Raw genomic sequence first — 24375 nt, 5'->3', positions numbered from 1 at the left:
TCCCTCGGGGTGCGCACCTTCTCGTGGTCAGGCCGGCGCTGCCGTGCCGGTCAGCGCTGCGAGGGTCTCGGCGCAGCCCGCCTCGAGCTTGACCGTGGCGAGGTCGTCGCCGCGCGTCGTGCCGCGGTTGATGATCGCGATCGGGATGCCGCGCTTGTGGGCTGCGCGTACGAAACGCAACCCGGACATCACCTGCAGCGAGGAGCCGAGCACGACGAGCGCCTCGGCCTCGCCGACCAGGGCGTAGCTGCGCTCGACCCGGTCCTTCGGCACGTTCTCCCCGAAGAAGACGACGTCGGGCTTGAGGTCGCCGCCGCACGTACGACACTCCGCGACGCGGAAGTCCGCCGTGTCGTCGAGCACGACGTCACCGTCCGGTGCCACCTCGCCGACGCGCGACTCGTAGCCGGGGTTGAGCAACGAGAGCCGGGCGTGCAGGTCGGCTCGCGGCGTCAGCTCGCGGCACTGCAGGCAGATGACCCGGTCGATGCGGCCGTGCAGGTCGATGAGGTCGCGATGGCCGGCCCGCTCGTGCAGCCCGTCGACGTTCTGGGTGATCAGGCCGGTCAGCCTGCCCTGCCGCTCGAGGTCTGCCAGTGCGTGGTGGGTCGCGTTCGGCTGCGCTCCCCGCATGCGGCTCCAGCCGACGTGGGCGCGTGCCCAGTAGCGCTGCCGACCTACGGGCGTACGCACGAAGTCCTGGTAGGTCATCGGCGTCCGTACCGGCGAGCCCGGGCCGCGGTAGTCGGGAATCCCGGAGTCGGTCGACACCCCCGCGCCCGTGAGGACGAGCCAGCGGCGATCGCCGAGGACCTCGTGGACCGTGCTCATGGGCCAAGTATGACTCGGCGGTCAACGCGGCCTCTCGCGATCGGCAGGCGTGAGGTCGTCGCCGGACCAGTACATGCGTGCCCGGATGACGAGGAAGCCAATCGCACCAACCGTGAACACGATCGCGAAGACGCCCCGGACCGCCACGGACCAGTCGGGCGGTTGGTGCGGATAGGCGTAGTCGACGACGTGCATGCCGATGTAGCCGGTGACCCCGACGGCGACGAATCGAACGGATTTCGCGGCGCGTCTCTGGTAGCGCTCGGGCCTCTCGACTCGTCCGCGGTCACCGACCAGCCGCAGCAGCCGCTGCTGATGGCGGCGGAGGCTGAACACTCCGAGCGCGTACAGAGCAGCGACGCCGTACCAGGCCCACCCGATCGCATGGCCGCGCGCGACGGCGAAGGTGGCTCCGACGGCGCTCAGGAAGGACCAGGTCCCGAGCAGGTAGAACCCCCATCGGGACTCGGCCATGCGTCGCAGGTCCCTGAGCTGTGAGTCGGTCGCCTCCCGCCATTGCCGCTCCAGCCGCTTCGCCGGCAGGAGCGGCGGAAGGGCGAAGAATGCCGCCAGGCAGTACGCGAAGATCAGCTGGCCCATGCGGTCTCCTGTCCCCCTCGGGGCGGCTGTACCCGACGGGACAGCCTGCAATCGCAAGCCCATCTTTCGAAGCCTTGCGCAGGTTCCGGAGCGCGAGAACCTGTCTGACGCTTCAAAAGTCGGACGGCGGGTAGTTCCCGAGATGAAACGGGTCGGCGTCCGCCGGCCGGGGGGAGATAGGAAGCTGCTGTGATCATTCTCGGAGTCATCCTCTTGATCCTGGGAGCAGTGCTCAACGTGTCCATCCTGTACACGATCGGCATCATCTTGATCGTGGTCGGGGCGGTCCTGTGGCTGCTTGGATCGATGGACCGCGGCATCGGCGGTCGAAGACACTTCTACTGACAAGACGGGGTCGTCGCCTTCGGGCGGCGGCCCCGCCCCTTTGTGTCAGCAGGCCAGCTCGATGAGCTTCTTGACGGTGTTGAGGTTGCGGGCGGTGCCGGGCACCTTGAGCGCGCGCATCACCGAGTCGGTCTTCATCTCCGGCCGTCCGGCGCCGTTGGCATAGCGGATGTGCAGCTCAGTGCCGATGACCCGCCACTGATCGTCGCCGGTGTCGTACGTCTCGGCCTTCGCGATCGCCTCGGCGGTCGGCTTGCCGGCGAGGAAGGAGACGTACGAGTACTTCGGCTCGGCGACCTCGAAGGGGTGCGCGTCGAGTGCCTTGCGCACCTGGGCCGGCGTGCGGGAGATGACCTCGCGGAACCAGCCGTAGCGCTTCTCGATCGCCTGCTCCAGCGCCCGGTCGAAGTCGGCGCCCTTGCCGGGCACGTCGGCGATGAGGTTGCCTGACGCGATGTAGGTCTGGACCTCGGTGGCGCCGAGCTCGGTCGCGATCTCGCGCAGGTCCGCCATCGGCAGCTGGGTGCCGCCGACGTTGACGGCGCGCAGCAGGATGATGCGGGTGCTCACCGGGCCAGTATGTCGTTCAGCCGGCCAAGGCGGCGAAGAACACGACGGTCGCCACGGCACTCAGGCCGAAGCCGCCGACGGCCCACGGCCACAACTGCCGCTTGGTCGACGTCGCCACGATCAGGGCGATGAGGGTGGCCACGAGAAGAACGACCAACGCGATCCAATACCCGATCAACAGGTCACCGGCATTGTCGTTGGCACACGATTCGGTGCTGCCTTCGTTGCAGTAGGCGTCGATGAAGACGGCAAAGATCGAGACGATGACCATGACGCCGGCGCCGAGGACCTGCACCGCGAACAGCAACCAGGACAGCGCGCGGTCGACCGTACGCCCAGAGGTGTCGGGCTGCGGCGGGCCGCTGGGTGCCGGGTACGGCGGTACGTAGCCGTACGCCGGTGGTGGCGTGCCGAACGGAGGAAGCGGGGGTTCCGGCGGCATGCTCACGCGGGAACGCTAGCGCGTACGAACCGGTGGTCGTGGACTTTTGGCGTCAGTCGACGGTGGCGACGCGGCGCGGCAGAAGGGCGATCGCGCCGATCATGACGAGTGCGGCGACGCCGGCTCCGAGGTAGACCTCGTGGATCGACGGCTCCAGGATGCGGGCGGGCAGGTGCTCCAGGTCGGGGTGCGACCCGCCGACTCGGCGGGCCACCGCGGCGTTGGCGATGGCGCCGAAGACCGCGATGCCGAGCGCGCTGCCCACCGAACGGGCGAACATCGTGGTGCCGGTGACGACGCCGCGGGTCGTCCAGTCGACGGAGGACTGTGCGGCGACCAGGATCGGCGAGGCGATGAAGCCGAGGCCGACACCGATGACGAAGCAGGCGGCACCGAGGAAGTAGATCGAGCTGTCGCCGGTGACGAGCACCAGCAGAGCGGCTCCGGCGACGACGAATGCCGATCCCATGAACGCCGTGTCGCGGAACCCGACGCGGAGGTAGAAGCGCCCGGCGATCGCGGCCGAGATCGGCCAGCCGATCGTCATCGCTGCAACAACGAACCCGCCGACCAGGGCGTTGGTGCCAAGCACGCCTTGGGCGTACAGCGGGACGTACGAGGTCAGCCCGATCAGCAGCACGCCGACGACCAGGCTCGACGCGTTCGCGCCGACCAGGACCCTGCGCCTGAAGACCCACAGCGGCAGGATCGGCTCCGCGGCCCGGCGTTCGATCAGCACGAACCCGGTAAGCAGCACGGCGGCCGTGGCGAGCACCGAGATGCTGGTCGTCGAGTCCCAGGACCACTCGACGCCGCCCTCGAGCAGGCCGAGGATCAGCAACGACCCGCCGATCGCGAGGGTGATCGCGCCGGCGTAGTCGATGCGGTGGTGCGTGCGCGTGACGTCCTCGCTGAACCGGCGCGCCAGCATCAGCGCGGCGGCGATAGCGATGGGGACGTTGACGAAGAAGATCCAGCGCCACGACAGGTAGTCGGAGAACACCCCGCCGAGGGTCGGGCCGACGACCGACGAGACACCCCACACGCTGGCGACATAGCCCTGCACCTTCGACCGCTCGGCGATCGAGTACAGGTCGCCGATGATCGTCATGCTCATCGGCAGGACGGCTCCGGCGCCGAGGCCCTGGACGGCTCGGAAGACGATCAGGGACGGCATGCTCCACGCAGCACCGCAGAGCACGGAGCCGAGGAGGAACAGGGCGATGCCCAGCAGCATGACGGGCTTGCGCCCGATGATGTCGGAGAACTTGCCGTACAACGGGACCGAGATCGCCTGCGCGAGCAGGTAGATCGAGAACAGCCACGGGAACTGTGAGAACCCGCCGAGGTCCTCGACGACGGACGGCACGGCGGTCGCCAGGATCGTCGCGTCGATCGCCACGAGGGCGACCGACAGCATGACGCCCAGCAGCACCGGGCCACGCTCGGACCGGAGTCCGACCGAGGCGCGCGTGGGTGCAGGAGTCGTCACGTCAATGGTTCAACCCGGTGCGTCCGGCAACCATTCCCTCTGGTGCGTACGCACCAGGGCGCGTGGCTGGCTGGTCCCGACGCACCATGCCAAGTCGGTGACGAGGGACGATGTCCAGCCGGTCGCTGAACGGCACGGTGGAAGACGCGTGACATCCCGCGCAATTTCCCTCGTCGAGCAGTGACTGGAGTGATCGAAGTGGCAACAATTCTCTACCGGATCGGGCGGTGGTCCTTCCGCCGACGCCGCCTTGTCGGTGGTCTGTGGCTGGGGGCGGTGGTCCTCGCCGTGCTGGCCGGAGTCACCGCGCCGGCGGGCGAGGAGGAGGACATCTCCATGCCCGGTACCGAGTCGCAGAAGGCGTTCGACCTGCTGGACCAGCGCTTCCCCCAGAGCAACTCCCAAGGTGCCGATGCCCGCTTGGTCTTCCGGGCCCCCGACGGTCAGCAGGTGACCGCGACGGACAACAAGGCCGCCATCGAGGACGCGATCGGCTCCGTGGCCGACGGCAAGCAGGTGGCCGAGGCCACCGACCCGTTCGAGACGGAGGCCATCAGCGATGACGGGACGACCGCCTACTCGACGATCACGTACACCGAGGCCGCCGTCGACCTGACCGGCTCGACGAAGAAGGCGCTCGAGGACGCATCCGCGCAGGCCCGGGACGCAGGGCTGACGGCGGAGATCGGCGGATCCGTTCTGGACGCGGAGGTGTCGCCGGGCGGTACGACCGAGATGATCGGCGTCGCGATCGCGGCCGTCGTGCTGATCCTCACGCTCGGCTCGTTGGTCGCGGCCGGTCTGTCGCTGATGAGCGCGTTCACCGGGGTGGCCATCTCGTTCGGCCTGATCTCGGCGCTGTCGGTCGCACTGGGACTCACGTCCACGGTCGCCATACTGTCGCTGATGCTGGGGCTCGCTGTCGGCATCGACTATGCCCTCTTCATCACGACCCGCTATCGCGAGGAACGTGGCCGAGGGGTCGAGCCCGAGGAGGCCGCCGGACTGGCCGTCGGCACGGCGGGATCCGCGGTGGTGTTCGCCGGCGCGATGGTCATGATCGCCCTTGTCGGGCTCGGCGTCGTCGGCATCCCGGAGCTCACCAAGATGGGCCTGGGCGGCGCAGGGGCGGTGGCGCTCGCCGTGCTCGTCGCGCTGACCCTGGTCCCGGCGTTGTTCGGGCTCTTCGGTCGGCGGGTCCTGTCCCGCGCGTCCCGCAAGGCTCTTCGCCACCCCGAGTCGGTCAGGGCTGCTCGCCCTGGTCTGGGGGCACGCTGGGCGCGGTTCGTTCTGCGGCGGCCCGCGGCGGTGCTGCTGGTCGCCGGGCTGGGTCTGGGCGCGGTCGCCCTGCCGGCGCTGAGCCTCGAGCTGGGCCTGCCTGGCGACGAGTCCAAGCCTGTGGAGACGACGCAGCGGCAGGCGTACGACCTGCTGTCGGACGGGTTCGGCCCCGGCTTCAACGGCCCGTTGACGGTGGTCGTTGATGTGTCCAGGTCCGTGGCTCCTGAAGGTGCCGTGGACCAGGTCGTCGACAGCCTGCGGGCCGAGGACGGCATCGCGTCGGTCGACGAGCCGGTGCTCAACGAGGCAAAGGACACGGCCGTCATCACGGCAGTCCCCACGACCTCGCCGACCAGCACGGAGACCAAGGACCTGGTCAAGGAGATCCGCAGTGATGCCGCAGGTGTCGAGGCGGACACTGGCGCCGACATCGCGGTGACGGGCAACACGGCCCTCAACATCGACATCTCCGAGGCGATGGCCGATGCCCTCCTGCCCTACCTCAGCGTCGTCATCGGACTGGCCTTCGTCCTGTTGATGGTCGTCTTCCGCTCGATCCTGGTGCCGCTCAAGGCGGCCCTCGGCTTCCTGCTGTCGGTGGGCGCCGCGTTCGGCACGTTGGTCGCGGTCTTCCAGTGGGGATGGGGAGCCGACCTGATAGGCATCGACCAGACCGGGCCCGTCATGTCGTTGATGCCGATCCTCATCATCGGCATCGTCTTCGGCCTGGCCATGGACTACGAGGTCTTCCTCTTCACCCGTGTCCGGGAGGCGTACGCCCACGGTGCCTCACCGGACGACGCCATCATCGAGGGGTTCCGGCACAGTGGCCGGGTGGTGGCCGCGGCGGCGATCATCATGGTCAGTGTGTTCGCCGGGTTCATCGGCCTGCACAACCCCACGATCCAGACGATGGGCGTCGGCCTGGCCTCCGCCGTCGCGTTCGATGCGTTCGTCGTACGCATGGCGATCGCCCCCGCGGTCATGGCACTTCTGGGGCACCGAGCGTGGTGGATGCCGCGTATCCTGAACCGCGTGCTGCCGAACGTCGACATCGAGGGCGAGGCGCTACGCGGGCATACCGCGGAGCCCACGACCGTGCCGGCGGGTGCCGGCCGGCCATGACCGACGCAGGTGGCTCCCCCGCGCGACCGCGGCACACGTGGTGGCGTGAGGGAGCGATCGTCGCGACGGCCTTCGCGCTGTGCGCGGCAGGCGGTGGGCTCCGCGTCAACGACACGGTGACCTGGCCGCCCGCCGCCGCGTACGTCATCGCCGCCGTGTCGAGTGCGGCACTGCTGATGCGGCATCGCGCACCCCTGTGGACGCTGGCTGTCACGACGGGGTGCGGCATGCTGGTCGCACCGCTCGACCTGCTCCTGACGCCTCTCATCGTGGCGCCCGCCGTGATCAGCGCCTATGTGCTCTCCGTACGCCTCGAAAGGCGGGTGACGGCCGCGGCCCTGGCCACCTCCTCAGCGTTGCTGGTCGCCTCGACGGCCCTGTTCGGCAACCTCTCGTGGCAGGACGGGAGCCGGCTGGCGGTCGTCGCCGCGTTCCCCTTGGTGGCGGGCGTGCTGGGTCACTCGACGCAGAACCGGCGGGCCTACCTCGCCGCCGTCGAGGAGCGGGCGCATCGCGCAGAGGAGAGCCGTGACAGCGAGGCTCAGCGGAGGGTCGCCGAGGAGCGATTGCGCATCGCCCGCGAGCTGCACGACGTGGTGGCGCACCAGATCACGCTGGCCAGCGCACAGGCCACGGTCGCCGCGCACCTCTTCGACACCCGGCCGGAGCAGACCCGCAGGAACCTGGACCAGCTCATCGAGACCACCGGCAACGCGCTCGACGACCTGCGGGCGACGGTGGGTCTGCTGCGTCAGGCCGATGACACGGCCGAGCCGGTCGAGCCGGCGCCCGGGTTGTCCCGACTCGCACCCCTGCTCGAGTCGTTTCGCCGTGCCGGTCTCGACGTGGCGCTGCACCAGGAGGGCGGGGCCAGGCCCCTGCCACCCGGGGTCGACCTCACCGCGTACCGCATCATCCAGGAGGCGTTGACCAACGTGACCAAGCATGCCGGGACCGGCACCGCACGGGTGGGCCTTGCCTGGAGCCGGGACCGGGTGACCATCACGATCGACGACGACGGGACAACTGCTGCCGCGGCGTCGGGGCGGGCACCCGGCTACGGCCTGATGGGCATGCGCGAGCGCGCCACCGCGGTGGGGGGCACGCTGTCGGCGGGCCGTCGGGCCGACGGCGGGTTCCGCGTCTTCGCCGAGCTCCCCCTGCCACCGGTCAAGGAGTCCTCGCGGGCCGATGCCGGAGAAGCTGGTGATGATCGATGACGCTCCGGGTGCTGCTCGCCGACGACCAGGCCTTGCTTCGCGAAGCCTTCCGGACCCTGCTCGACACCGGTGACGACATCACGGTCGTCGGTGAGGCCGGCGACGGCAAGGAGGCCGTGAAGCTCACCCGCGAGCTGCGGCCCGACGTGGTCATCATGGACATCCGCATGCCCGAGATGGACGGCCTCGCTGCGACGTCGGAGATCTGCGCCGACCCGGAGCTGCACGCCAGCCGCATCCTGATCCTCACGACGTACGAGACCGATGAACACGTCGCTCAGGCGCTGCGCGCGGGAGCCAGCGGTTTCATCGGCAAGGGCATCGGCGCCGCCGACCTGCTGGCTGCAGTCCGTACGATCGCCGACGGCGAGACCCTGCTCTCGCCCACCGCGACCCGAGCGCTGGTGGCGCGGTTCCTGGCCTCGCCCGACGATGCACCGGCGCAGCCGCCTGAGCAGTTGGCCGAGCTCACTCCCCGCGAACGCGAGATGGTGGCGCTGGTCGCGACGGGTCTGTCCAACTCAGAGATTGCGGAGCGGGAGTTCCTCAGCCCGTTCACGGTGCGCGCCCACGTGCAGAGGGCCATGACGAAGCTGCACGCCCGCGACCGCGCGCAGCTCGTCGTCATCGCGTACCAGACCGGTCTGGTACGCGCCGACAGCTAGAGCCGAACCGCCATCAGCCCCAGGGAGCCCACTCCTCCTTGCGCTGCTCCGCGCGGGCGTCCCGGTGCTGGTAGAGGTCGACGAGGGTGTACGCCACGATTGCGCTCCAGGTGATCGCCTCGATCACGCCTGCCCACCACGGTCGCGCTCCGACCTCGTGACCCTGAAGGCGTTGGACGGAGTCGATGGCGAGCAGCGGCGTGCCGAAGAGGACCCCTGCGACGTGGTGCTGCCAGGACCTGACGCGGAGCTTGGGCGTGGTCTCGTCACGGACCGACGGTTCGGGGTCTGGACGCCATCTGTGCCACATGGCGACGAGGGCCAGGGCGCCGCCGACGACCAGACATGTCTGGCCAGTCAGGCTCGCGATGTCGTCAAGGAGCACGTAGACCAGCCACGCCACGAGAGCGGAGAGCGCAACCCGCGCTGCCGTGATCCAGCCACGCCAGTTCCTTGGTCGATCGCCCATAGGACGAGTCTGCCGGTCAGGCAGCCGTGGCGGCGTCGTTTTGCCGCCTCCAGCTCCATCGGTGCGGTTTACCAAGAGGTCAGGGCAAGGTGCCACTCCTCAGGGCGCGCGCACCTTGAGGAGTGGCGGTTTGCCTTGAGGTGTCTCGTCGGACGTGGCAGTTTGCCCTGACCTCTTGGTAAACCGCCACCGCCACCTAGAGGCGCGCGGCGAGCTCGGTGGCCTGCTTGATGGCGCGCTTGGCGTCGAGCTCGGCGGCGACGTCGGCACCACCGATGACGTGCACCGGCTTCCCGAGCGCCTCCAAGGGCTCGATCAGGTCGCGTACGGACTCCTGCCCCGTGCACAGGACGATCGTGTCGACGTCGAGGACGCGCGACTCCGATGAGTCCTTGCCGGTGGCGACGGTGATGTGCAGGCCGTCGTCGTCGATGCGGTCGTACGTGACGCCCTTGACCATCTCGACGGCGGAGTCCTTGAGGGTCTGCCGGTGCACCCAGCCCGTGGTCTTGCCGAGACCCTTGCCGAGCTCGGTGGTCTTGCGCTGCAGCAGGACGACCTCGCGCCGCGGCGGAGCCTTGACCTTGGTGGCCAGGCCGCCGCGTGCGACCTCGGGATCCGTCACGCCCCAGCGCTCCATCCAGTGCTCGACCGACTCGTCGGGATCGTGCAGCAGGAACTCCGACACGTCGAACCCGATGCCGCCGGCACCCATCACGGCGACGCGCCGACCAACGGGAGTGCGATGCCGGATGACGTCCTGGTAATTGACGACCTTGGGATGGTCGACGCCCGGGATCGACGGGATGCGGGGCTCGACGCCGGTGGCCACGACGACCTCGTCGAAGCTCGCCAGGTCGTCGACCGTCGCCTTGGTGCCGAGGTGGACCTTGACCCCGCCGAGCTCGAGACGCCGCGAGTAGTAGCGGATCGTCTCCTTGAACTCCTCCTTGCCCGGGATCTGCATCGCGAGCCGGAACTGGCCGCCGACCTCCGGCAACGCCTCGAACAGCTCCACGGTGTGACCGCGGCCCGCCAGCTCGGCAGCCGCCGCCAGGCCGGCCGGGCCGGCACCGACGACGGCGATGCGCTTGGTCGTACGTGTGGGGGACAGGACGAGCGACGTCTCGTGACCCGCGCGCGGGTTGATCATGCAGCTCGCGCGCTTGTTCTGGAACGTGTGGTCGAGGCATGCCTGGTTGCACGCGATGCACGTGTTGATCTCGTCGGCGCGGTTCTCGGCGGCCTTGGCGACGAAGTACGGATCCGACAGCAGGGGCCGCGCCATCGACACGAGGTCGGCCTGGCCCGAGGCGATGATCTCCTCGGCGATCTCGGGGGTGTTGATGCGGTTGGACGCCACGACCGGCACCGACACCTCGGGCCGCAGCTTGCCGGTGATCCACGAGAACGCACCCCGCGGCACCGACGTGACGATCGTGGGGATGCGGGCCTCGTGCCAGCCGATGCCGGTGTTGATGATCGAGACGCCGGCCGCCTCGATCTTCTTGGCCAGCGCGACGGTCTCGTCCCAGCTCTGCGCGTCGTCGACGAGGTCGAGCAACGACATCCGGTACATCACGATGAAGTCGTCGCCGACCGCCTCGCGCACGCGCTCGACGATCTCGACGGGGAAGCGCATGCGGTTCTCGGCGCTGCCGCCCCACTTGTCCGTACGGTCGTTGGTCCGCGCCGTCAGCATCTGGTTGATCAGGTAGCCCTCGGAGCCCATGATCTCGACGCCGTCGTAGCCGGCCCGGCGAGCAAGCTTCGCCGAGTTGGCGAAGTCCGTGATCGTCTGGTCGACCTCCTTGGTCGACATCGCCTTGGGCTTGCCCATCGGCGTGATCGGCGACGGCTTGCTCGACGCCGCGCGCTTGAAGGGGTGGTAGCCGTAGCGACCCGCGTGCAGTAGCTGCATCGCGATCTTGCCGTCGTGCTCGTGCACGGCGTCGGTCACGAGGCGGTGCTTGTCGGCCAGCTTCTTGGACGTCATCAGGGAGCCGAACGGCAGCAGCCAGCCGTGCCAGTTGGGCGCGTAGCCGCCGGTCACCGACAAGGCGACGCCACCCTTGGCGCGCTCGGCGAAGTACGCCGCGAGCTCGGGCAGGTGCTTGGCCCGGTCCTCCATGCCGGTGTGCATCGAGCCCATGATCACGCGGTTGCGCAGGGTCGTGTGCCCGAGGTCGAGCGGCTCGAGCAGGTGCGGGTACGGGGTCATCGGGTCTCTCCGGTCATCTCGGCGACGGCTTCGCTCTGGATCTGGTCGAACTGCGCGCCCATGGCCTGGGCGAGGGCGTTGGCGCCCGAGAGCGGCCGCACCATCACGGTGAGCTCGCTGATCAGACCGGCCTCGTTGGTGCGGATCAGGTCGATCCCGTTGACGCTCACGCCGTCGACGACGGTCTCGAAGACCAGCGCGGAGCCCGTTGACTTGCCCCCTGAGCCTGTCGACGGGTCGGCGAGCTCTCGGACGTACCGGAACTCGGTGAACACCCGCCCGACGCCCCGGAGGATCGCCGCCACGATCGGCCGGCCCTCGTACGGCTTGAAGGCGACGGGGCTGCGGAACACCACGTCCTCGGCCAGCAGGTCGCCGAGCGCGGCGAAGTCACCGGCCTCGACGGCAGCGCGAAACTCTTTCACTGGGACTCCTGTGATGGGATGGCGACGTGATCTCCAAGCTGGCAGCCAGGTTCCTGATCGTCGCGGGCGTGTTCAACATCGTGATCTGGCCGCGGTTCGCCAAGGCGATCGTCGACGACGACCGCGCGTGGGACGGCGAGCACTGGCACAGTGCCCCGACGGCGTTCTTCTGGGTGCATGCCGTGCTGATCACGACGGCGATCGTGATCGGCCTGGGCGTGCTGCTGGTCGGCGTACGTGCTCATCGGTCCGTCCCGAACGCCTGAAGGATCTCGTCGCACCACGCGATGCCGGTCTGCTCCTGCATGATGCCGGCGCGCAGGACGAGGTAGGCGCCGAGCTCGTCCTCGGCGACCGCCGGCGGATCGGGATAGTGCTTCGCTGCGCTGGCCTCGTAGTAGGCGAGCTGTGCGACGTGTGCCTGGCGCCGGGTGCGTACGTCCGAGAGCACCGCGTCACGATCGCCGAAGCGCAGCCCTCTGACCTTGACCGCGATCTCGCTGCGCGGTGCCTCGATCGGCGTCGGCATCGACGACCAGCGCCGGAGCTCGTCACGGCCTTCGCCGGTGATGGCGTACACCTTCTTGTCCGGCCGCCCCGACTGCTCGACGAGGTGGGCCTCGACCCACTTGTCGGCCTCCATGCGGCCCAGCACCTTGTAGATCTGCTGGTGGCTGGCCTTCCAGAAGTGACCGATCGAGGCGTCGAAGCGGCGTGCGAGGTCGTAGCCCGACGCGGACTTCTCCGCGAGGGACACCAGGATCGCGTGCTCGAGCGCCATGCCGGCGACCGTACTATGCAACGAGTTGCAATGCAACAGGTTGCCTATGAGACCGGGGCACCCTCGTTCTGTCGCTGGTCGAACGCGAGCCGGGCGCGGATGATGGCTTCCTGGTTGCCCTCGGTCCACCGGACGAGCGTCTGGATCGTCTCGATGAGTCCGCAGCCGAGGTCCGTCAGGGCGTAGTCGACGCGCGGTGGGACGACCGGGTGGACCGTGCGCTCGATCAGCCCGTCACGTTCGAGGTGGCGCAGCGTCACGGTCAGCATGCGCTGGCTGACACCGTCGATCTCGCGCTTGAGCTCGGTGAACCGCAGCGTCCGGTGCCCGAGCAGTGAGATCACCATGAGCGACCACTTGTCGGCGATACGGTCGAGGATCTGCCTGACCTCGCAGCCCTCGCGGGTGTCCCACTGGAGCGCGTCGGTCTCGCCGGTTACGTCGCAGGAACCGGGTGACGTTGAAGTGCCTTCTTCCATAGTTCCCGATGGTCACGCAAGATGGGGTCAGTTACAAGAGGTAACCACGAAGGGGATTTCATGACCACGTCAGTCCGACCGGCCGAGGAGATCAAGCGCCTCGACGCGCGAGGCCTCGGCCTGCTGCTCGTCCTGAGCGGTGCGCTGTTCCTCGAGGGCGCCGACATCGCGATGCTCGCGGTCGCCCTGCCGTCGATCGGCGCCGAGTTCGACCTGAGCGCCGGCGGCCTGCAGTGGGTCATGAGTGCGTACGTCCTGGGCTACGGCGGGTTCCTCCTCCTCGGTGGTCGCGCCGCCGACCTGCTGGGACGGCGACGGATGTTCCTGATCTCGCTCGCGGTCTTCGTCGTGTTCTCCGGAGTCGGCGGTCTGGCCACCGAGTCCTGGATGCTCGTCGTGGCACGCTTCGTCACGGGTGTGGCGGCCGCGTTCATGACGCCCGCCGGCCTGTCGATCATCACGACCACATACGCCGAGGGCGCCGCCCGCGAGAAGGCACTCTTGATCTACGGCGCGGCGGGCGCAGCCGGGTTCAGCCTGGGACTCGTCATGGGTGGCTTCTTGACTCTGGCCGACTGGCGCTGGGTCTTCTTCGCCCCGGTCATCATGTCGGGATTGATCCTGGCGGCCGCACTCCGGCTCGTCCCGGTGGACTCCGTCGCGGTGCGCAGGCGGGTCCGCGAGCTCGACCTGGGCGGTGCAGCGGCCCTGGCCGCCGGTTTGCTGCTGCTCGTCTACACGCTCGAGCGAGCCTCGCACAGCTCCCTGGTCACGACGGCCGCGACGGGGCTCGCAGCGGTGGCCGCGCTGGCCTCGTTCGTGTGGATCGAGCGCCGGACGCCGGAGCCGCTGGTACGACTCGGCATCCTCCGTACGGGGACGGTCGTGCGAGTGAACGCGGTAGGACTGCTGTTCATGGGTGCGTTCTTCAGCTTCCAGTTCGTCGTGGTGCTCTATCTCCAGGAGCTGCGCGGCTGGTCGACGCTCGAGACGAGCCTGACCCTCGTCATCATGGCGATTGACGGCATCCTGGCACCGACGCTGACCCCCTGGCTGGTCACGCGGTTCGGGCACGCTCCGGTTCTCGCGGCAGGTGTCGGCGCACAGTTCCTCGCCTTCGCCCTGTTCCTGCCGATGACCGCCGACTGGTCGTACTTCGCGATGCTCCCCAGCCTCGTCGCGATGGGCTTCGCGTTCACCCTCGCCTACGGAACGCTCGCGATCGCCGCGACGGACGGGGTCGACGACTCCGAGCACGGCCTCGCCGGCGGGCTCCTCTACACGTCGTTCCAGATCGGCGGCGCGGTCGGCCTCGCGGTGGTCTCCGCCGTCCTCGTCGCGGTCGCGGACGGTGCGACGTACACGCTCGACGACTACCGCGCCGCGCTGCTCGTCCCGCTGGTCGCCGCCACGATCGCCGTCGGGGTCAGCCTGGCGAACGCCGTCGTGAGACCAAGATCAAGTGGCGTCGCAGGGTGATTCACGAGAGGCTGTGACCATTCGTCAGCCGGTGGCCAGCAGGGGAGCGCCGGCGCCTCAGGAGATCATCCATGACCACACGTATACGCATCGTCGGCCTCTTGGTCGTCTCGGCCTTCGTCCTCGTCGGATGCGGATCAGGCAGCGACGACGGCGTTGCCGATCTGTCCGCCAACAAGATCCTCGCGAAGGCCAAGAAGCAGCTCGACAAGCAGGACAACCTCACCGTGAAGGGCAAGGGCAAGGAAGAAGGCTCCAGCTCGGACATCGAGGTCGACATGTCGTTCGCGGGCGCGTCGGCGTCGGGCAACGTCGAGTTCAACGGCATGAAGCTCGAGGTGATCAAGGCCGACGGCAAGTCCTACTTCAAGGCCGACAAGTCGTTCTTCGAGTCAGCCGGCGCGCCGAACGCCATGCTGGACGCGATCGCGGGCAAGTGGGTGCTGATCGATGACAACAACCAGAGCTTCGCCGAGATCGGCAGCTTCGTCTCCAAGGACGAGTTCGTCGACGACCTCCTGAAGCCCGAGGGGAAGATCACCAAGGGCAAGGAGAAGAAGGTCAACGGCGTCGACTGCGTCTCGCTCAAGTCCAAGAAGGGCACGCTCTACGTCGACAAGAAGGACGGGAAGCCGATCAGCATCGTCACGACCGAGGACGGCGAGGGCACGATCAACTTCACGTACGACAAGGTCGACTCGGTCGAGGCGCCTTCGTCCGACGAGGTCGTCGACCTGAACAAGCTCGCTGCCGGTTCCTGACCTTCAGCACCGACGCGGCTGGGGCTCCTTCACGTGAGGAGCCCCAGCCGTTTGTCGCAGAGCTCGCCAACGGGCGCCGGTCGTACGCTTGGCGGCATGGCCTACTTTGCGACGATCTACCGCTACACCGACGAGGACGCCCGCCGTGACCAGGTGCGACCGACGCACCGCGACTACCTGCGGCAGCTGACCGAGCAGGGCCGCCTCGCGGTCTCCGGCCCGTACGTCGGTGGCGAGCGTGGTGGCGCGCTGCTGATCTTCATCGCCGACGACGAGGCCGGAGCGCTCGAGCTCTCGGCCAACGACCCGTTCATGCTCGAAGGGCTGGTCGAGGAGCGGACCGTGCGCGAGTGGCAGCCGGTGTCAGGCCAGCTCGCCGACAGCTTCTGACGCCAGCCAGTTCGCGACGCCACGCGCGGCCGTACGCCCGGCCCGGTTGGCGCCGATCGTGCTGGCAGAGGGCCCGTAGCCGACCATCTGCACACGCGGATCGGCGACTGCCGTCGTGCCGTCGAGCTGGATGCCGCCCCGCGGGCTGCGCAGGTGCAACGGTCCCAGGTGCTCGATCGCCGGACGGAACCCGGTCGCCCAGAGGATCACGTCGACCTGCTCGAACGTCCCATCGGCCCACCGCACACCCGACGGCTCGATCCGGCTGAACATCGGCCGCCGCTCGTACGCGCCGAGGCGCTCGGCCTCGCGCTCCTGCGGCCGGAGCATCAGACCGGTCACGCTCACGACGCTGCGCGGGGGAAGCCCCTGGCGTACGCGCTTCTCGACCCGGGCCACCACCTCACGGCCGATCTCCGGGGTGAACTCGTCGTTGCGCCAGACCGGCTCGCGGCGGGTCACCCAGAGCGTGTCGGTGAGGGGCCGCAGCGCGCCGAGGAACTGGACCGCCGATGCGCCGCCGCCCACGACGAGGACTCGCTTGCCGCGGAAGTGCTCGCGACCGGGGTAGTCGACGGTGTGCAGCTGCTCGCCGGCGAACGTCTCGGCGCCCGGGTAGTACGGGATGAAGGGACGTGTCCACGTGCCGGTCGCGTTGACGAGCGTACGGCTGAGCCACGTGCCCTGATCGGCCTCGATGCGAAGCAACGGGGTCCCTGAGCTCGTCGAAGGGTCGTCGCTCACCGACCGCACCTGGACCGGACGGATGACCGGCAGCTCGTGCATACGCTCGTAGTCCGCGAAGTACGCCGGCACGAACGCGTTGGCGCGCTCGGTCTCAGCGGCGTCGGGGATCGGGTCGTCCGGGAGGTCCGAGACGCGGTGGACGTCGCTCATCGTCAGCGCGTCCCACCGGTGCTGCCACGCGCCACCGGGGCCCGGGTTGGCGTCGAGCAGGACGTGCGAGATCCCGCGCTTCTTCAGGTGGTACGACGAGGACAGGCCCGCCTGCCCGCCGCCGATCACCACCGAGTCGTAGATCTCCACACGATGAAGAACGCCCTGGGGCCTTCTGCTATTTCGGGCCTTTCGACAAGCTCAAGGGGCGGTGGGCTAGATCGCGAGTGCCGCTCCTTGAGCCTGTCGAAAGGACGTTGCCGAGGCAGGTTAGGCGGCCTGCTCCTTGGACTCCGACGCCTCGGCGACGGTGTTGTCGATGACCCGCACGATCAGCTCCGGGTCGTCGACCATCGGCACGTGGCCGCAGTGCGGCAACGCGACGTGGCGCGCCTCGGGCAGGCGCTCCTGGGCGAGACCGGACTGGCCGTAGACCAGCACCTGGTCGCGCGTGGCCCAGGCGATCGTCGTCGGCACGTCGACCCGGCTGGTGAACCCGTAGGTGAACCCTGCCCGGAACGTCGGGAAGAACGCCGGGCCGTTGCGCAGCGCGAGCGCGTCGCCGACGAAGTCCTCCGGCGAGATCCGCTCGCCGTGCACGTACAGCGTCCGCCCGATCAGCGTGCGGGCGCGGGCGCTGCGCAGCGCGGGCCGGACGACCGCGAGCGGCAGGTACGACGACAGCTTGAGCAGGATCAGGGCGAAGAGCGCGACGAGGCGGTCGCCGATGTTGCGGAAGAAACCGGCAGGGCTGAGAGCGGTGACCGAGCGGGCCATGCCACGCGCACCCATCTCGAGCGCGATCGCGCCGCCGAGCGAGTTGCCGACGACGTGTGGCTCGGAGACGCCCCACTCCTCGAGGTTCTCGCCGATGATGCGGCACGCGTTGTCCATGTTGTACGCCGTGCCGGCCGGATAGGGCTCGGACTCGCCGAACCCGGCCAGGTCGATGGCGATGACGTCGTACGACTCGGCGAGCCGGTCGAGCACCGGGTCCCAGGCCTGTCGCCGGTGCCCGATGCCGTGGATCAGCAGGAGGGGTTCACCGGTGCCCTTGCGGGTGTACGCGAGGCGAGTCGTCATGCGGCAGTCCTTTCACGAACGTGACATCGATGATGACACATACCCATACCTCCGGTATGTAACGGGGGTCACTTGCAACCGTGACAGTGCCACTGTCACAATCGGCGTCGTGACCACCACTCGATCCGGACCCCTGCAGGGCGTACGTGTCGTCGAGCTCGTCGGCATCGGTCCCGGACCGTTCGCCGGCATGCTGCTCGCCGACCTCGGCGCCGACGTCATCCGCATCGACCGGCCCGGTGGCGCCGGGCTGGTGGTGCCGACCGCGCAGGACGTGCTCAGCCGCGGCCGCCCGTCGGTCGCGCTCAACCTCAAGGATCCGCGCGCCGTCGAGGTCGTGCTGGACCTGGTCGAGCAGGCCGACATCCTGATCGAGGGATTCCGGCCCGGCGTCACCGAGCGCCTCGGCATCGGCCCGGAGGCCTGCCACGCCCGCAATCCCCAGCTCGTCTACGGGCGCATCACCGGCTGGGGCCAGGACGGTCCGCTGTCGCAGACCGCCGGCCACGACGTCAACTACATCTCCGTCGCGGGCGCGCTGGACCCCATCGGCCGCGCGGGGGGACCACCGCAGATCCCGCTCAACCTGCTGGGTGACTTCGCCGGTGGGTCGATGTACCTCGTCACCGGAGTCCTCGCCGCGCTGACGCATGCGCGTACGTCGGGCGAGGGGCAGGTCGTCGACGCGGCGATCACCGACGGCGCTGCCCACCTGCTGGCCATGCAGCTGTCGATGCAGGCGGCAGGCCTCTGGACGACCGAGCGCGGCACCAACCTGCTCGACACGGGCTCGCCCTACTACGACGTCTACGAGACGTCCGACGGCCGATGGATGTCGGTGGGCGCCCTCGAGCCGCGGTTCTACGAGGTCCTCATCGAGATCCTCGGTCTCGAGGACCCGCCCGACCGCAACGACCTGGGCCAGTGGCCCGAGCTGCGCAAGGTCCTCGCCGAGACGTTCGCGGCCAGGACGCAGGCGGAGTGGACCGAGCTGTTCGACGGCACGGACGCGTGCGTCGCCCCCGTCATCCCCATGCACGAGGCGGCGCAGCACCCGCACAACGCCGCCCGCGGGACGTACGTCGACGAAGGTGGCGTCACCCAGCCCGCGCCGGCGCCCCGCTTCTCCGGGACCCCCACGACCCTGACCACCCCGCCGGCCAAGCCGGGGGCCAACACTGCCGAGGCGCTTGCCGCCTGGGGCATCACCGACGTCGACGGCCTCATCGCCGACGGCGTCGCCGTACAAGCCGACTGAGACAGAGGAAGACATGAAGCGAGAGATCTTCGAGGCCGACCACGACGCGTTCCGCGAGACGGTCCGTACATTCTGCGAGAAGGAGATCGCGCCGCACCACGACCAGTGGGAGAAGGACGGCATCGTCCCGCGCGAGCTCTGGACCAAGGCCGGCGAGCTGGGCCTGCTGGGCTTCATGATGCCCGAGGAGTACGGCGGTGGCGGCATGAACGACTTCCGCTTCAACGCCGTGCTCGACGAGGAGATCATCCGCATCGGCGCCAGCGGCGTCGGCTTCGTGCTGCACACCGACCTCGTCTCGGGCTACCTGATGTCGTACGCGACGGAGGAGCAGAAGCAGCGTTGGCTGCCGAAGTTCTGCAGCGGCGAGATGATCACGGCGATCGCGATGACCGAGCCGGGCACGGGCTCGGACCTGCAGAACATCCAGACGACCGCGGTGCGCGACGGCGACCACTACGTCGTCAACGGCGCCAAGACGTTCATCTCGAACGGCATCCTCTCCGACCTCGTCATCGTGGCGGTCAAGACCGACCCCGAGGCCGGCGCGATGGGCGTCTCCCTGATCGTCCTCGAGCGCGGCATGGAGGGCTTCGAGCGCGGCCGCAACCTCGACAAGATGGGGCTCAAGGCGCAGGACACCGCCGAGCTCTTCTTCGACAACGTCCGCGTACCTGTCACCAACCTGCTGGGCGAGGAGGGCAAGGGCTTCATCTACCTGATGGAGAAGCTGCCGCAGGAGCGCCTCGCGATCTCGGTCGGCGCGATGGCGGCGACCCGCGCGATCCTCGACATGACGCTGGACTACGTCAAGGAGCGCAAGGCGTTCGGCAAGCCCATCGGCTCGTTCCAGAACTCCCGCTTCGTGCTCGCCGAGCTCGAGACCGAGATGCAGATCGGTCAGGCGTTCGTCGACAAGAGCATCGTCGCGTTGAGCAGGGGCGAGCTGACGATCGAGGAAGCCGCGATGGGCAAGTGGTGGACCACGGAGCTGCAGAACAAGGCCGCGGCCAAGTGCCTGCAGCTGCACGGCGGCTACGGCTACATGACCGAGTACCCGATCTCCAAGGCGTACACGGACAGCCGGATCCAGACGATCTACGGCGGCACGACCGAGATCATGAAGGAGATCATCGGCCGCACGATGGGGCTGTAGAGCGCTCGGTGGTTTCGAGGCTTCGGCCGCGGACGGCCTCCGCACATCAACCACCTCGGTGGTCAGCTGCCTTCGGTGCGCCTGCGGATCGTCTCGCGCTTGGCCTCGTCGACCGCGGTCTCGTACGCCGTGACGAGCGCCTGGATCGTCAGCGGCTTGAAGCGCTCGACCAAGGCGGTGATGTCCTCGGCCGTACGCCCTGAGTCGCGCAGCTGCGGCCACCACAGGGTGCGGAACACCTCGGTGATCTCCTCGGCCACGGCCTTGCCGGCGGCGTCGAAGATGCGGCGGGAGGCGTGCGCGACCTCGATCGGCATGTCGGTCTCGATGAACTGGATGCCGACGGCGAGGTGCGCGGGCGCGACCCGGAAGACGTCCTCGGTCGGCGTCGGCTCGAGCACGCCGAGGGCGATCAGCATCTCGAGCGCATGGTCGTCGAGCTCGCGACCGGCCCGCAGCTCGAGGGCCTCGCGGTTCAGCTCCTCGGGACGGTCGGCCATCCACGGCGCGAGCAGCGTGCGGTGCAGCGCGACCTGCTCGGGCGTCGCCCCTGCGGGGATGTTCTCGAGGTAGCCCTCGATCGCCGAGAGCGTGAAGCCATGGGCCTGCAGCTCGCGCACGAGCTCGAGGCGGGCGAGGTGGTCGGGGCCGTAGTAGCCGTTGCGCCCCTCGCGGCGCGGCGGCGGGATCAGCCCACGGCCGGCGTAGAAACGCACGGTCCGCACGGTCATGCCGACGCGGGAGGCGAGCTGCTCGACGCTCATCGTCTCGGCGGGTGCGGCGCTCATGGTGCAGAGACTATGCCACGCCGGCTGCACGTGACGCGGCCCACAGAAGCGCGTCTGGAACTTTGACAGTGCTGGTGTCACAATCGAGGTTGTCGCTTCAGCCGACACGTCTTTCACCTGAATTCTGCGAGGACCCAGTTATGACCGAGGCCTACGTCTACGACGCCATCCGCACCCCGCGAGGGCGCGGCAAGAAGACCGGATCACTGCACGAGGTCAAGCCGATCTCGCTGATCACCGGCCTGATCGAGGAGATCCAGAAGCGCAATCCCTCGCTGGACCCCAACGGCGTCGACGACGTGGTGCTCGGCGTCGTGTCGCCCGTCGGCGACCAGGGTGGCGACATCGCCAAGACCGCCGCGCTCAACGCCGGCCTGCCCGACACCGTCGCCGGTGTGCAGCTCAACCGCTTCTGCGCCTCGGGCCTCGAGGCCGTCAACCAGGCCGCCGGCCGCATCCGCTCCGGCTGGGAGGACCTGATCCTCGCCGGTGGCGTCGAGTCGATGAGCCGCGTGCCCATGGGCTCCGACGGTGGCGCCTGGGCCATGGACCCGCGCACCGCGTTCGACACCGACTTCGTGCCCCAGGGCATCGGCGCCGACCTCATCGCGACGATCGAGGGGTACAGCCGTACGGACGTCGACACGTTCGCCGCCGAGTCGCAGGCGCGTGCCGCCAAGGCGATCGCCAACGGCTACTTCGCCAAGTCGGTCATCCCCGTCAAGGACCCCAACGGCCTGACGATCCTCGACCACGACGAGTTCGTCCGTGAGGGCACGACTGTCGAGAGCCTCGCCGGCCTGCCCGCCTCGTTCGCCGGCATCGGCGACATGGGCGGCTTCGACTCGGTCGCGCTCGAGAAGTACCACGACATCGAGCGCATCAACCACGTCCACCACGCCGGCAACTCGTCGGGCATCGTCGACGGCGCCGCGCTCGTCGCGATCGGCAGCGAGGCTGCGGGCAAGCGCCACGGCCTCACCCCGCGAGCCCGCATCGTGTCGGCCGCCGTCTCCGGCGCCGACCCGACGATCATGCTCACCGGCCCCGCGCCGGCGTGCCGCAAGGCGCTCGACAAGGCCGGCCTCACGGTCGACGACATCGACCTGCTCGAGATCAACGAGGCGTTCGCCGCCGTCGCGATGCGCCTCATGAAGGACCTCGACTTCCCGCACGAGCGCACCAACGTCAACGGCGGCTCGATCGCGATGGGCCACCCCCTCGGCGCGACCGGCGCCATGATCCTCGGCACCCTCATCGACGAGCTCGAGCGCCGCGACCTGCGCTACGGCCTCGCCACGCTCTGCGTCGGCGGCGGCATGGGCATCGCGACCGTCGTCGAACGAATCTGAAACGGACTAGGACCTCCATATGACCAGCACCACTGAAGCCGTCCGCTACGAGCTCGTCGACGGGATCGCCCACCTGATCCTCGACGACCCGAGCCAGAGCGCCAACACGATGAACCAGGCGTACGCCGACTCGATGGCCGCGGCCGTCGACAAGCTCGCCGCCGACATCGCCGCCAACCCCGAGCAGATCAAGGGCGCCATCGTCTCCTCGGCGAAGAAGACCTTCTTCGCCGGCGGCGACCTCCGGCTCATGACGCAGGCCAAGCCCGAGGACGCGCAGCAGCTGTTCGACCACGTCGAGAGCATCAAGGCCACGCTCCGCAAGCTCGAGACGATCGGCAAGCCGGTCGTCGCGGCGATCAACGGCGCCGCCCTCGGCGGTGGCCTCGAGATCACCCTGGCGACGCACCACCGCATCGCCGTCGACGGTGGCTACGAGCTCGGCCTCCCCGAGGTCACGCTCGGCCTGCTGCCCGGTGGCGGCGGCGTCACGCGCACGGTCCGCATGTTCGGCATCCAGGACGCGCTGATGGGCGTCCTGCTCCAGGGTCCGCGCATGAAGCCGGCGCAGGCCAAGGACAAGGGTCTGGTCGACGAGGTCGTCGCGACCCAGGACGAGCTGATCCCCGCCGCGACGGCGTGGATCGAGGCCAACGCCGGCAACGAGGAGGCTGCGACGCAGCCGTGGGACCGCAAGGGCTACCGCATGCCTGGCGGCGTGCCGTCGAGCCCCAAGCTCGCCGCGTTCCTGCCGGCGTTCCCCGCGACGCTGCGCAAGCAGATCAAGGGTGCTGCCTACAAGGCGCCACGCAACATCATGAGCGCCGCGATCGAGGGCGCGCAGGTCGACTTCGACACCGCGTCGCGCATCGAGTCGCGCTACCTCGTCGAGCTCCTCGTCGGCCAGCAGTTCAAGAACATGACGCAGGCGTTCTTCTTCGACCTCAACGCGATCAACGCCGGCGGCTCCCGCCCCGCGGGCGTCGAGCCGCGGAAGTTCACCAAGGTCGCCGTGCTCGGCGCCGGCATGATGGGCGCCGGCATCGCGTACGTCTCGGCCAAGGCCGGCATCGAGGTCGTCCTTAAGGACGTCAGCCTCGAGGCCGCGGAGAAGGGCAAGTCCTACAGCGAGAAGCTGCTCGACAAGCAGCTCGAGAAGGGTCGCATCACGCAGGAGAAGAAGGACGCGTTCCTCGCCCGCATCACGCCGACCGCGGACTACGCCGACCTCAAGGGCTGCGACCTCGTTGTCGAGGCCGTCTTCGAGTCGGTCGAGCTCAAGCACTCGGTGTTCGCCGAGCTCGAGCCCGTCGTCGACGCCGATGCCCTGCTCGGCTCCAACACGTCGACGCTGCCGATCACGGGTCTCGCCGAGGGCGTCACGCGTCCCGAGGACTTCATCGGCATCCACTTCTTCTCGCCGGTCGACAAGATGCCGCTGGTCGAGATCATCGCCGGCGCCAAGACCAACGACAAGACGATCGCGAACGCCCTCGACTACGTCCAGGCGATCAAGAAGACGCCGATCGTGGTCAACGACAGCCGCGGGTTCTTCACGAGCCGCGTCATCGGTCACTACATCAACGAGGGCCTCGGCATGCTCGCCGAGGGCGTCAACCCGGTGTCGATCGACCGTGCCGCCACCCAGTCGGGCTTCCCGACGGGCCCGATCCAGATCAGCGACGAGCTCAACCTCGAGCTGATGAAGAAGATCCGCGTCGCCTCTCAGAAGGCCGTCGAGGACGAGGGCGGCACGTGGGTCCGCACGGGCTCCGAGGACGTCATCGACACGATGATCGAGCTCGGCCGCACGAGCAAGCTCGTCGGCAAGGGCTTCTTCGACTACGACGACAACGGCAAGCGCACGGGCCTGTGGCCCGGGCTGGCGGAGCACTTCCCGGTCGCCGCCGAGCAGCCGGACTTCCAGGACCTCAAGGACCGCCTGGTGTTCGTCATGTCGCTCGACACGGTGCGCTGCCTCGAGGAGGGCGTGCTGCGCACGGTCGCGGACGCCAACATCGGCTCGATCTTCGGCATCGGCTTCCCGCCCGTGCTGGGTGGCGCGCTGCAGTACATCAATGGCTACGAGGCGCCCGACGGCCGCATCGGCGTCGAGGCGTTCACGGAGCGTGCGCAGGAGCTCGCCGCGAAGTACGGCGAGCGGTTCGAGCCCCCGGCGCTGCTGCTCGACAAGGCCAAGAACGGTGAGCGTTTTGCGTAGGTGACGCAGCCTTTTCGAGCGCCCCGGTCATCCGACCGGGGCGC

25 protein-coding genes are annotated in these 24375 nt (G+C 68.9%); 12 read left to right on the top strand and 13 right to left on the bottom strand.

What is annotated here, in order from left to right; translation table 11 throughout:
* Positions 1–27: 27 nt before the first annotated feature.
* Both ASE12_RS11265 and ASE12_RS11260 read right to left on the bottom strand, forming a co-directional pair.
* Positions 28–831, bottom strand: a complete 804-nt coding sequence (locus tag ASE12_RS11265) for an NAD-dependent protein deacetylase (RefSeq protein WP_056400421.1) — start codon at positions 829–831, stop codon at positions 28–30.
* 21 nt (positions 832–852) lie between these two features.
* A complete protein-coding gene (locus tag ASE12_RS11260; RefSeq protein WP_056400420.1) occupies positions 853–1431 on the bottom strand; it encodes a hypothetical protein in 579 nt (192 codons plus the stop codon).
* A 189-nt stretch (positions 1432–1620) separates the two neighbouring features.
* Here ASE12_RS11260 and ASE12_RS20375 point away from each other — a divergent pair, with 189 nt between their 5' ends.
* Positions 1621–1776 (top strand): DUF6131 family protein, encoded by a 156-nt coding sequence (locus ASE12_RS20375; RefSeq protein ID WP_188110668.1) that lies wholly within the window; start codon positions 1621–1623, stop codon positions 1774–1776.
* A 45-nt stretch (positions 1777–1821) separates the two neighbouring features.
* On the opposite strand, the gene ASE12_RS11255 is transcribed toward ASE12_RS20375, so the two are convergent.
* Genes ASE12_RS11255 through ASE12_RS11245 form a run of 3 tightly spaced genes read right to left on the bottom strand, consistent with a single transcriptional unit; the run spans position 1822 to position 4280 of the window.
* Positions 1822–2346 carry a DUF1697 domain-containing protein gene (locus tag ASE12_RS11255; RefSeq protein ID WP_056400419.1) on the bottom strand — a complete coding sequence of 175 codons (525 nt, stop codon included), beginning with the start codon at positions 2344–2346 and terminating at the stop codon, positions 1822–1824.
* Between the two features lie 16 nt (positions 2347–2362).
* Complete coding sequence (locus tag ASE12_RS11250) at positions 2363–2794, bottom strand: hypothetical protein (RefSeq protein WP_056400418.1); 432 nt, start codon at positions 2792–2794, stop codon at positions 2363–2365.
* A 46-nt stretch (positions 2795–2840) separates the two neighbouring features.
* Positions 2841–4280, bottom strand: a complete 1440-nt coding sequence (locus ASE12_RS11245) for an MDR family MFS transporter (RefSeq protein WP_056400417.1) — start codon at positions 4278–4280, stop codon at positions 2841–2843.
* Between the two features lie 198 nt (positions 4281–4478).
* Between ASE12_RS11245 and ASE12_RS11240 the strand changes: the two genes are divergently transcribed.
* From ASE12_RS11240 to ASE12_RS11230, 3 genes are read left to right on the top strand one after another with little or no spacing between them, the layout of a single operon-like run.
* Positions 4479–6686 carry an MMPL family transporter gene (locus ASE12_RS11240; RefSeq protein ID WP_056404764.1) on the top strand — a complete coding sequence of 736 codons (2208 nt, stop codon included), beginning with the start codon at positions 4479–4481 and terminating at the stop codon, positions 6684–6686.
* Positions 6683–7906: a sensor histidine kinase gene (locus tag ASE12_RS11235; RefSeq protein WP_056400415.1), complete on the top strand. Its 1224-nt coding sequence runs from the start codon at positions 6683–6685 to the stop codon at positions 7904–7906. The genes ASE12_RS11240 and ASE12_RS11235 overlap by 4 nt, the downstream gene beginning before the upstream one ends.
* Positions 7903–8571 carry a response regulator transcription factor gene (locus tag ASE12_RS11230; protein ID WP_056400413.1) on the top strand — a complete coding sequence of 223 codons (669 nt, stop codon included), beginning with the start codon at positions 7903–7905 and terminating at the stop codon, positions 8569–8571. Before ASE12_RS11235 ends, ASE12_RS11230 begins: the two co-directional genes overlap by 4 nt.
* Before the next feature lie 13 nt (positions 8572–8584).
* On the opposite strand, the gene ASE12_RS11225 is transcribed toward ASE12_RS11230, so the two are convergent.
* The 3 genes from ASE12_RS11225 to ASE12_RS11215 all read right to left on the bottom strand — a co-directional run bounded on the left by ASE12_RS11225 (position 8585) and on the right by ASE12_RS11215 (position 11686).
* A complete protein-coding gene (locus tag ASE12_RS11225; RefSeq protein WP_157412902.1) occupies positions 8585–9040 on the bottom strand; it encodes a hypothetical protein in 456 nt (151 codons plus the stop codon).
* Between the two features lie 196 nt (positions 9041–9236).
* Entirely contained in the window at positions 9237–11261 is a 2025-nt protein-coding gene (locus ASE12_RS11220; RefSeq protein ID WP_056400405.1) for an NADPH-dependent 2,4-dienoyl-CoA reductase, read from the bottom strand.
* Positions 11258–11686, bottom strand: a complete 429-nt coding sequence (locus ASE12_RS11215; RefSeq protein ID WP_056400402.1) for a nuclear transport factor 2 family protein — start codon at positions 11684–11686, stop codon at positions 11258–11260. Before ASE12_RS11215 ends, ASE12_RS11220 begins: the two co-directional genes overlap by 4 nt.
* A gap of 26 nt (positions 11687–11712) precedes the next feature.
* Between ASE12_RS11215 and ASE12_RS11210 the strand changes: the two genes are divergently transcribed.
* Positions 11713–11952 (top strand): SCO4848 family membrane protein, encoded by a 240-nt coding sequence (locus ASE12_RS11210; RefSeq protein ID WP_056400399.1) that lies wholly within the window; start codon positions 11713–11715, stop codon positions 11950–11952.
* Here the strand turns inward: ASE12_RS11210 and ASE12_RS11205 are convergent.
* On the bottom strand, positions 11928–12467 hold the full coding sequence (locus ASE12_RS11205) for a PadR family transcriptional regulator (RefSeq protein ID WP_056400395.1): 540 nt from the start codon (positions 12465–12467) through the stop codon (positions 11928–11930). The two genes, ASE12_RS11210 and ASE12_RS11205, sit on opposite strands and share 25 nt — an antisense overlap.
* A gap of 44 nt (positions 12468–12511) precedes the next feature.
* Positions 12512–12946 carry a helix-turn-helix domain-containing protein gene (locus tag ASE12_RS11200; RefSeq protein ID WP_056400393.1) on the bottom strand — a complete coding sequence of 145 codons (435 nt, stop codon included), beginning with the start codon at positions 12944–12946 and terminating at the stop codon, positions 12512–12514.
* A 60-nt stretch (positions 12947–13006) separates the two neighbouring features.
* Here ASE12_RS11200 and ASE12_RS11195 point away from each other — a divergent pair, with 60 nt between their 5' ends.
* The 3 genes from ASE12_RS11195 (at position 13007) to ASE12_RS11185 (ending at position 15576) form a co-directional block, all read left to right on the top strand.
* The gene (locus ASE12_RS11195; RefSeq protein WP_056400388.1) at positions 13007–14425 is read left to right on the top strand and encodes an MFS transporter; all 1419 of its coding nucleotides are present in this window, start codon (positions 13007–13009) and stop codon (positions 14423–14425) included.
* A 71-nt stretch (positions 14426–14496) separates the two neighbouring features.
* Positions 14497–15186: a hypothetical protein gene (locus ASE12_RS11190; RefSeq protein WP_056400387.1), complete on the top strand. Its 690-nt coding sequence runs from the start codon at positions 14497–14499 to the stop codon at positions 15184–15186.
* A 96-nt stretch (positions 15187–15282) separates the two neighbouring features.
* Entirely contained in the window at positions 15283–15576 is a 294-nt protein-coding gene (locus ASE12_RS11185; RefSeq protein ID WP_056400384.1) for a YciI family protein, read from the top strand.
* Here ASE12_RS11185 and ASE12_RS11180 read toward each other — a convergent pair.
* Positions 15550–16623, bottom strand: coding sequence for an FAD-dependent oxidoreductase (locus tag ASE12_RS11180; RefSeq protein WP_056400380.1), 1074 nt, complete (start codon positions 16621–16623; stop codon positions 15550–15552). The genes ASE12_RS11185 and ASE12_RS11180 overlap by 27 nt on opposite strands.
* Before the next feature lie 120 nt (positions 16624–16743).
* A complete protein-coding gene (locus tag ASE12_RS11175) occupies positions 16744–17556 on the bottom strand; it encodes an alpha/beta fold hydrolase (protein ID WP_056400377.1) in 813 nt (270 codons plus the stop codon).
* A 109-nt stretch (positions 17557–17665) separates the two neighbouring features.
* Here ASE12_RS11175 and ASE12_RS11170 point away from each other — a divergent pair, with 109 nt between their 5' ends.
* Entirely contained in the window at positions 17666–18814 is a 1149-nt protein-coding gene (locus tag ASE12_RS11170) for a CaiB/BaiF CoA-transferase family protein (protein WP_056400375.1), read from the top strand.
* Positions 18815–18827: 13 nt separating this feature from the next.
* On the top strand, positions 18828–19970 hold the full coding sequence (locus tag ASE12_RS11165; protein WP_056400372.1) for an acyl-CoA dehydrogenase family protein: 1143 nt from the start codon (positions 18828–18830) through the stop codon (positions 19968–19970).
* Between the two features lie 62 nt (positions 19971–20032).
* Here the strand turns inward: ASE12_RS11165 and ASE12_RS11160 are convergent, their stop codons facing one another.
* Positions 20033–20758 carry a MerR family transcriptional regulator gene (locus tag ASE12_RS11160; protein ID WP_056400370.1) on the bottom strand — a complete coding sequence of 242 codons (726 nt, stop codon included), beginning with the start codon at positions 20756–20758 and terminating at the stop codon, positions 20033–20035.
* Between the two features lie 140 nt (positions 20759–20898).
* Here ASE12_RS11160 and ASE12_RS11155 point away from each other — a divergent pair, with 140 nt between their 5' ends.
* Together ASE12_RS11155 and ASE12_RS11150 are read left to right on the top strand one after the other, a co-directional pair.
* Entirely contained in the window at positions 20899–22110 is a 1212-nt protein-coding gene (locus ASE12_RS11155) for an acetyl-CoA C-acetyltransferase (RefSeq protein WP_056400366.1), read from the top strand.
* Positions 22111–22129: 19 nt separating this feature from the next.
* Positions 22130–24331: a 3-hydroxyacyl-CoA dehydrogenase NAD-binding domain-containing protein gene (locus ASE12_RS11150; RefSeq protein WP_056400363.1), complete on the top strand. Its 2202-nt coding sequence runs from the start codon at positions 22130–22132 to the stop codon at positions 24329–24331.
* The last annotated feature ends 44 nt before the right edge of the window (positions 24332–24375 follow it).

The organism is Aeromicrobium sp. Root236 (genome assembly GCF_001428805.1).
GTDB lineage: Bacteria > Actinomycetota > Actinomycetes > Propionibacteriales > Nocardioidaceae > Aeromicrobium.
Note: the sequence above shows the minus strand (reverse complement) of the source record. Positions and strands in the feature narration are given on the sequence as shown.

Coding starts and splice junctions, on each gene's coding strand:
- ASE12_RS11150 (WP_056400363.1), top strand. CDS start 22,130: ATGACCAGCACCACTGAAGCCGTCCGCTACGAGCTCGTCGACGGGATC.
- ASE12_RS11155 (WP_056400366.1), top strand. CDS start 20,899: ATGACCGAGGCCTACGTCTACGACGCCATCCGCACCCCGCGAGGGCGC.
- ASE12_RS11230 (WP_056400413.1), top strand. CDS start 7,903: ATGACGCTCCGGGTGCTGCTCGCCGACGACCAGGCCTTGCTTCGCGAA.
- ASE12_RS11235 (WP_056400415.1), top strand. CDS start 6,683: ATGACCGACGCAGGTGGCTCCCCCGCGCGACCGCGGCACACGTGGTGG.
- ASE12_RS11260 (WP_056400420.1), bottom strand. CDS start 1,431: ATGGGCCAGCTGATCTTCGCGTACTGCCTGGCGGCATTCTTCGCCCTT.
- ASE12_RS11225 (WP_157412902.1), bottom strand. CDS start 9,040: ATGGGCGATCGACCAAGGAACTGGCGTGGCTGGATCACGGCAGCGCGG.
- ASE12_RS11200 (WP_056400393.1), bottom strand. CDS start 12,946: ATGGAAGAAGGCACTTCAACGTCACCCGGTTCCTGCGACGTAACCGGC.
- ASE12_RS11165 (WP_056400372.1), top strand. CDS start 18,828: ATGAAGCGAGAGATCTTCGAGGCCGACCACGACGCGTTCCGCGAGACG.
- ASE12_RS11190 (WP_056400387.1), top strand. CDS start 14,497: ATGACCACACGTATACGCATCGTCGGCCTCTTGGTCGTCTCGGCCTTC.
- ASE12_RS11205 (WP_056400395.1), bottom strand. CDS start 12,467: ATGGCGCTCGAGCACGCGATCCTGGTGTCCCTCGCGGAGAAGTCCGCG.
- ASE12_RS11195 (WP_056400388.1), top strand. CDS start 13,007: ATGACCACGTCAGTCCGACCGGCCGAGGAGATCAAGCGCCTCGACGCG.
- ASE12_RS11220 (WP_056400405.1), bottom strand. CDS start 11,261: ATGACCCCGTACCCGCACCTGCTCGAGCCGCTCGACCTCGGGCACACG.
- ASE12_RS11175 (WP_056400377.1), bottom strand. CDS start 17,556: ATGACGACTCGCCTCGCGTACACCCGCAAGGGCACCGGTGAACCCCTC.
- ASE12_RS11265 (WP_056400421.1), bottom strand. CDS start 831: ATGAGCACGGTCCACGAGGTCCTCGGCGATCGCCGCTGGCTCGTCCTC.
- ASE12_RS11185 (WP_056400384.1), top strand. CDS start 15,283: ATGGCCTACTTTGCGACGATCTACCGCTACACCGACGAGGACGCCCGC.
- ASE12_RS11160 (WP_056400370.1), bottom strand. CDS start 20,758: ATGAGCGCCGCACCCGCCGAGACGATGAGCGTCGAGCAGCTCGCCTCC.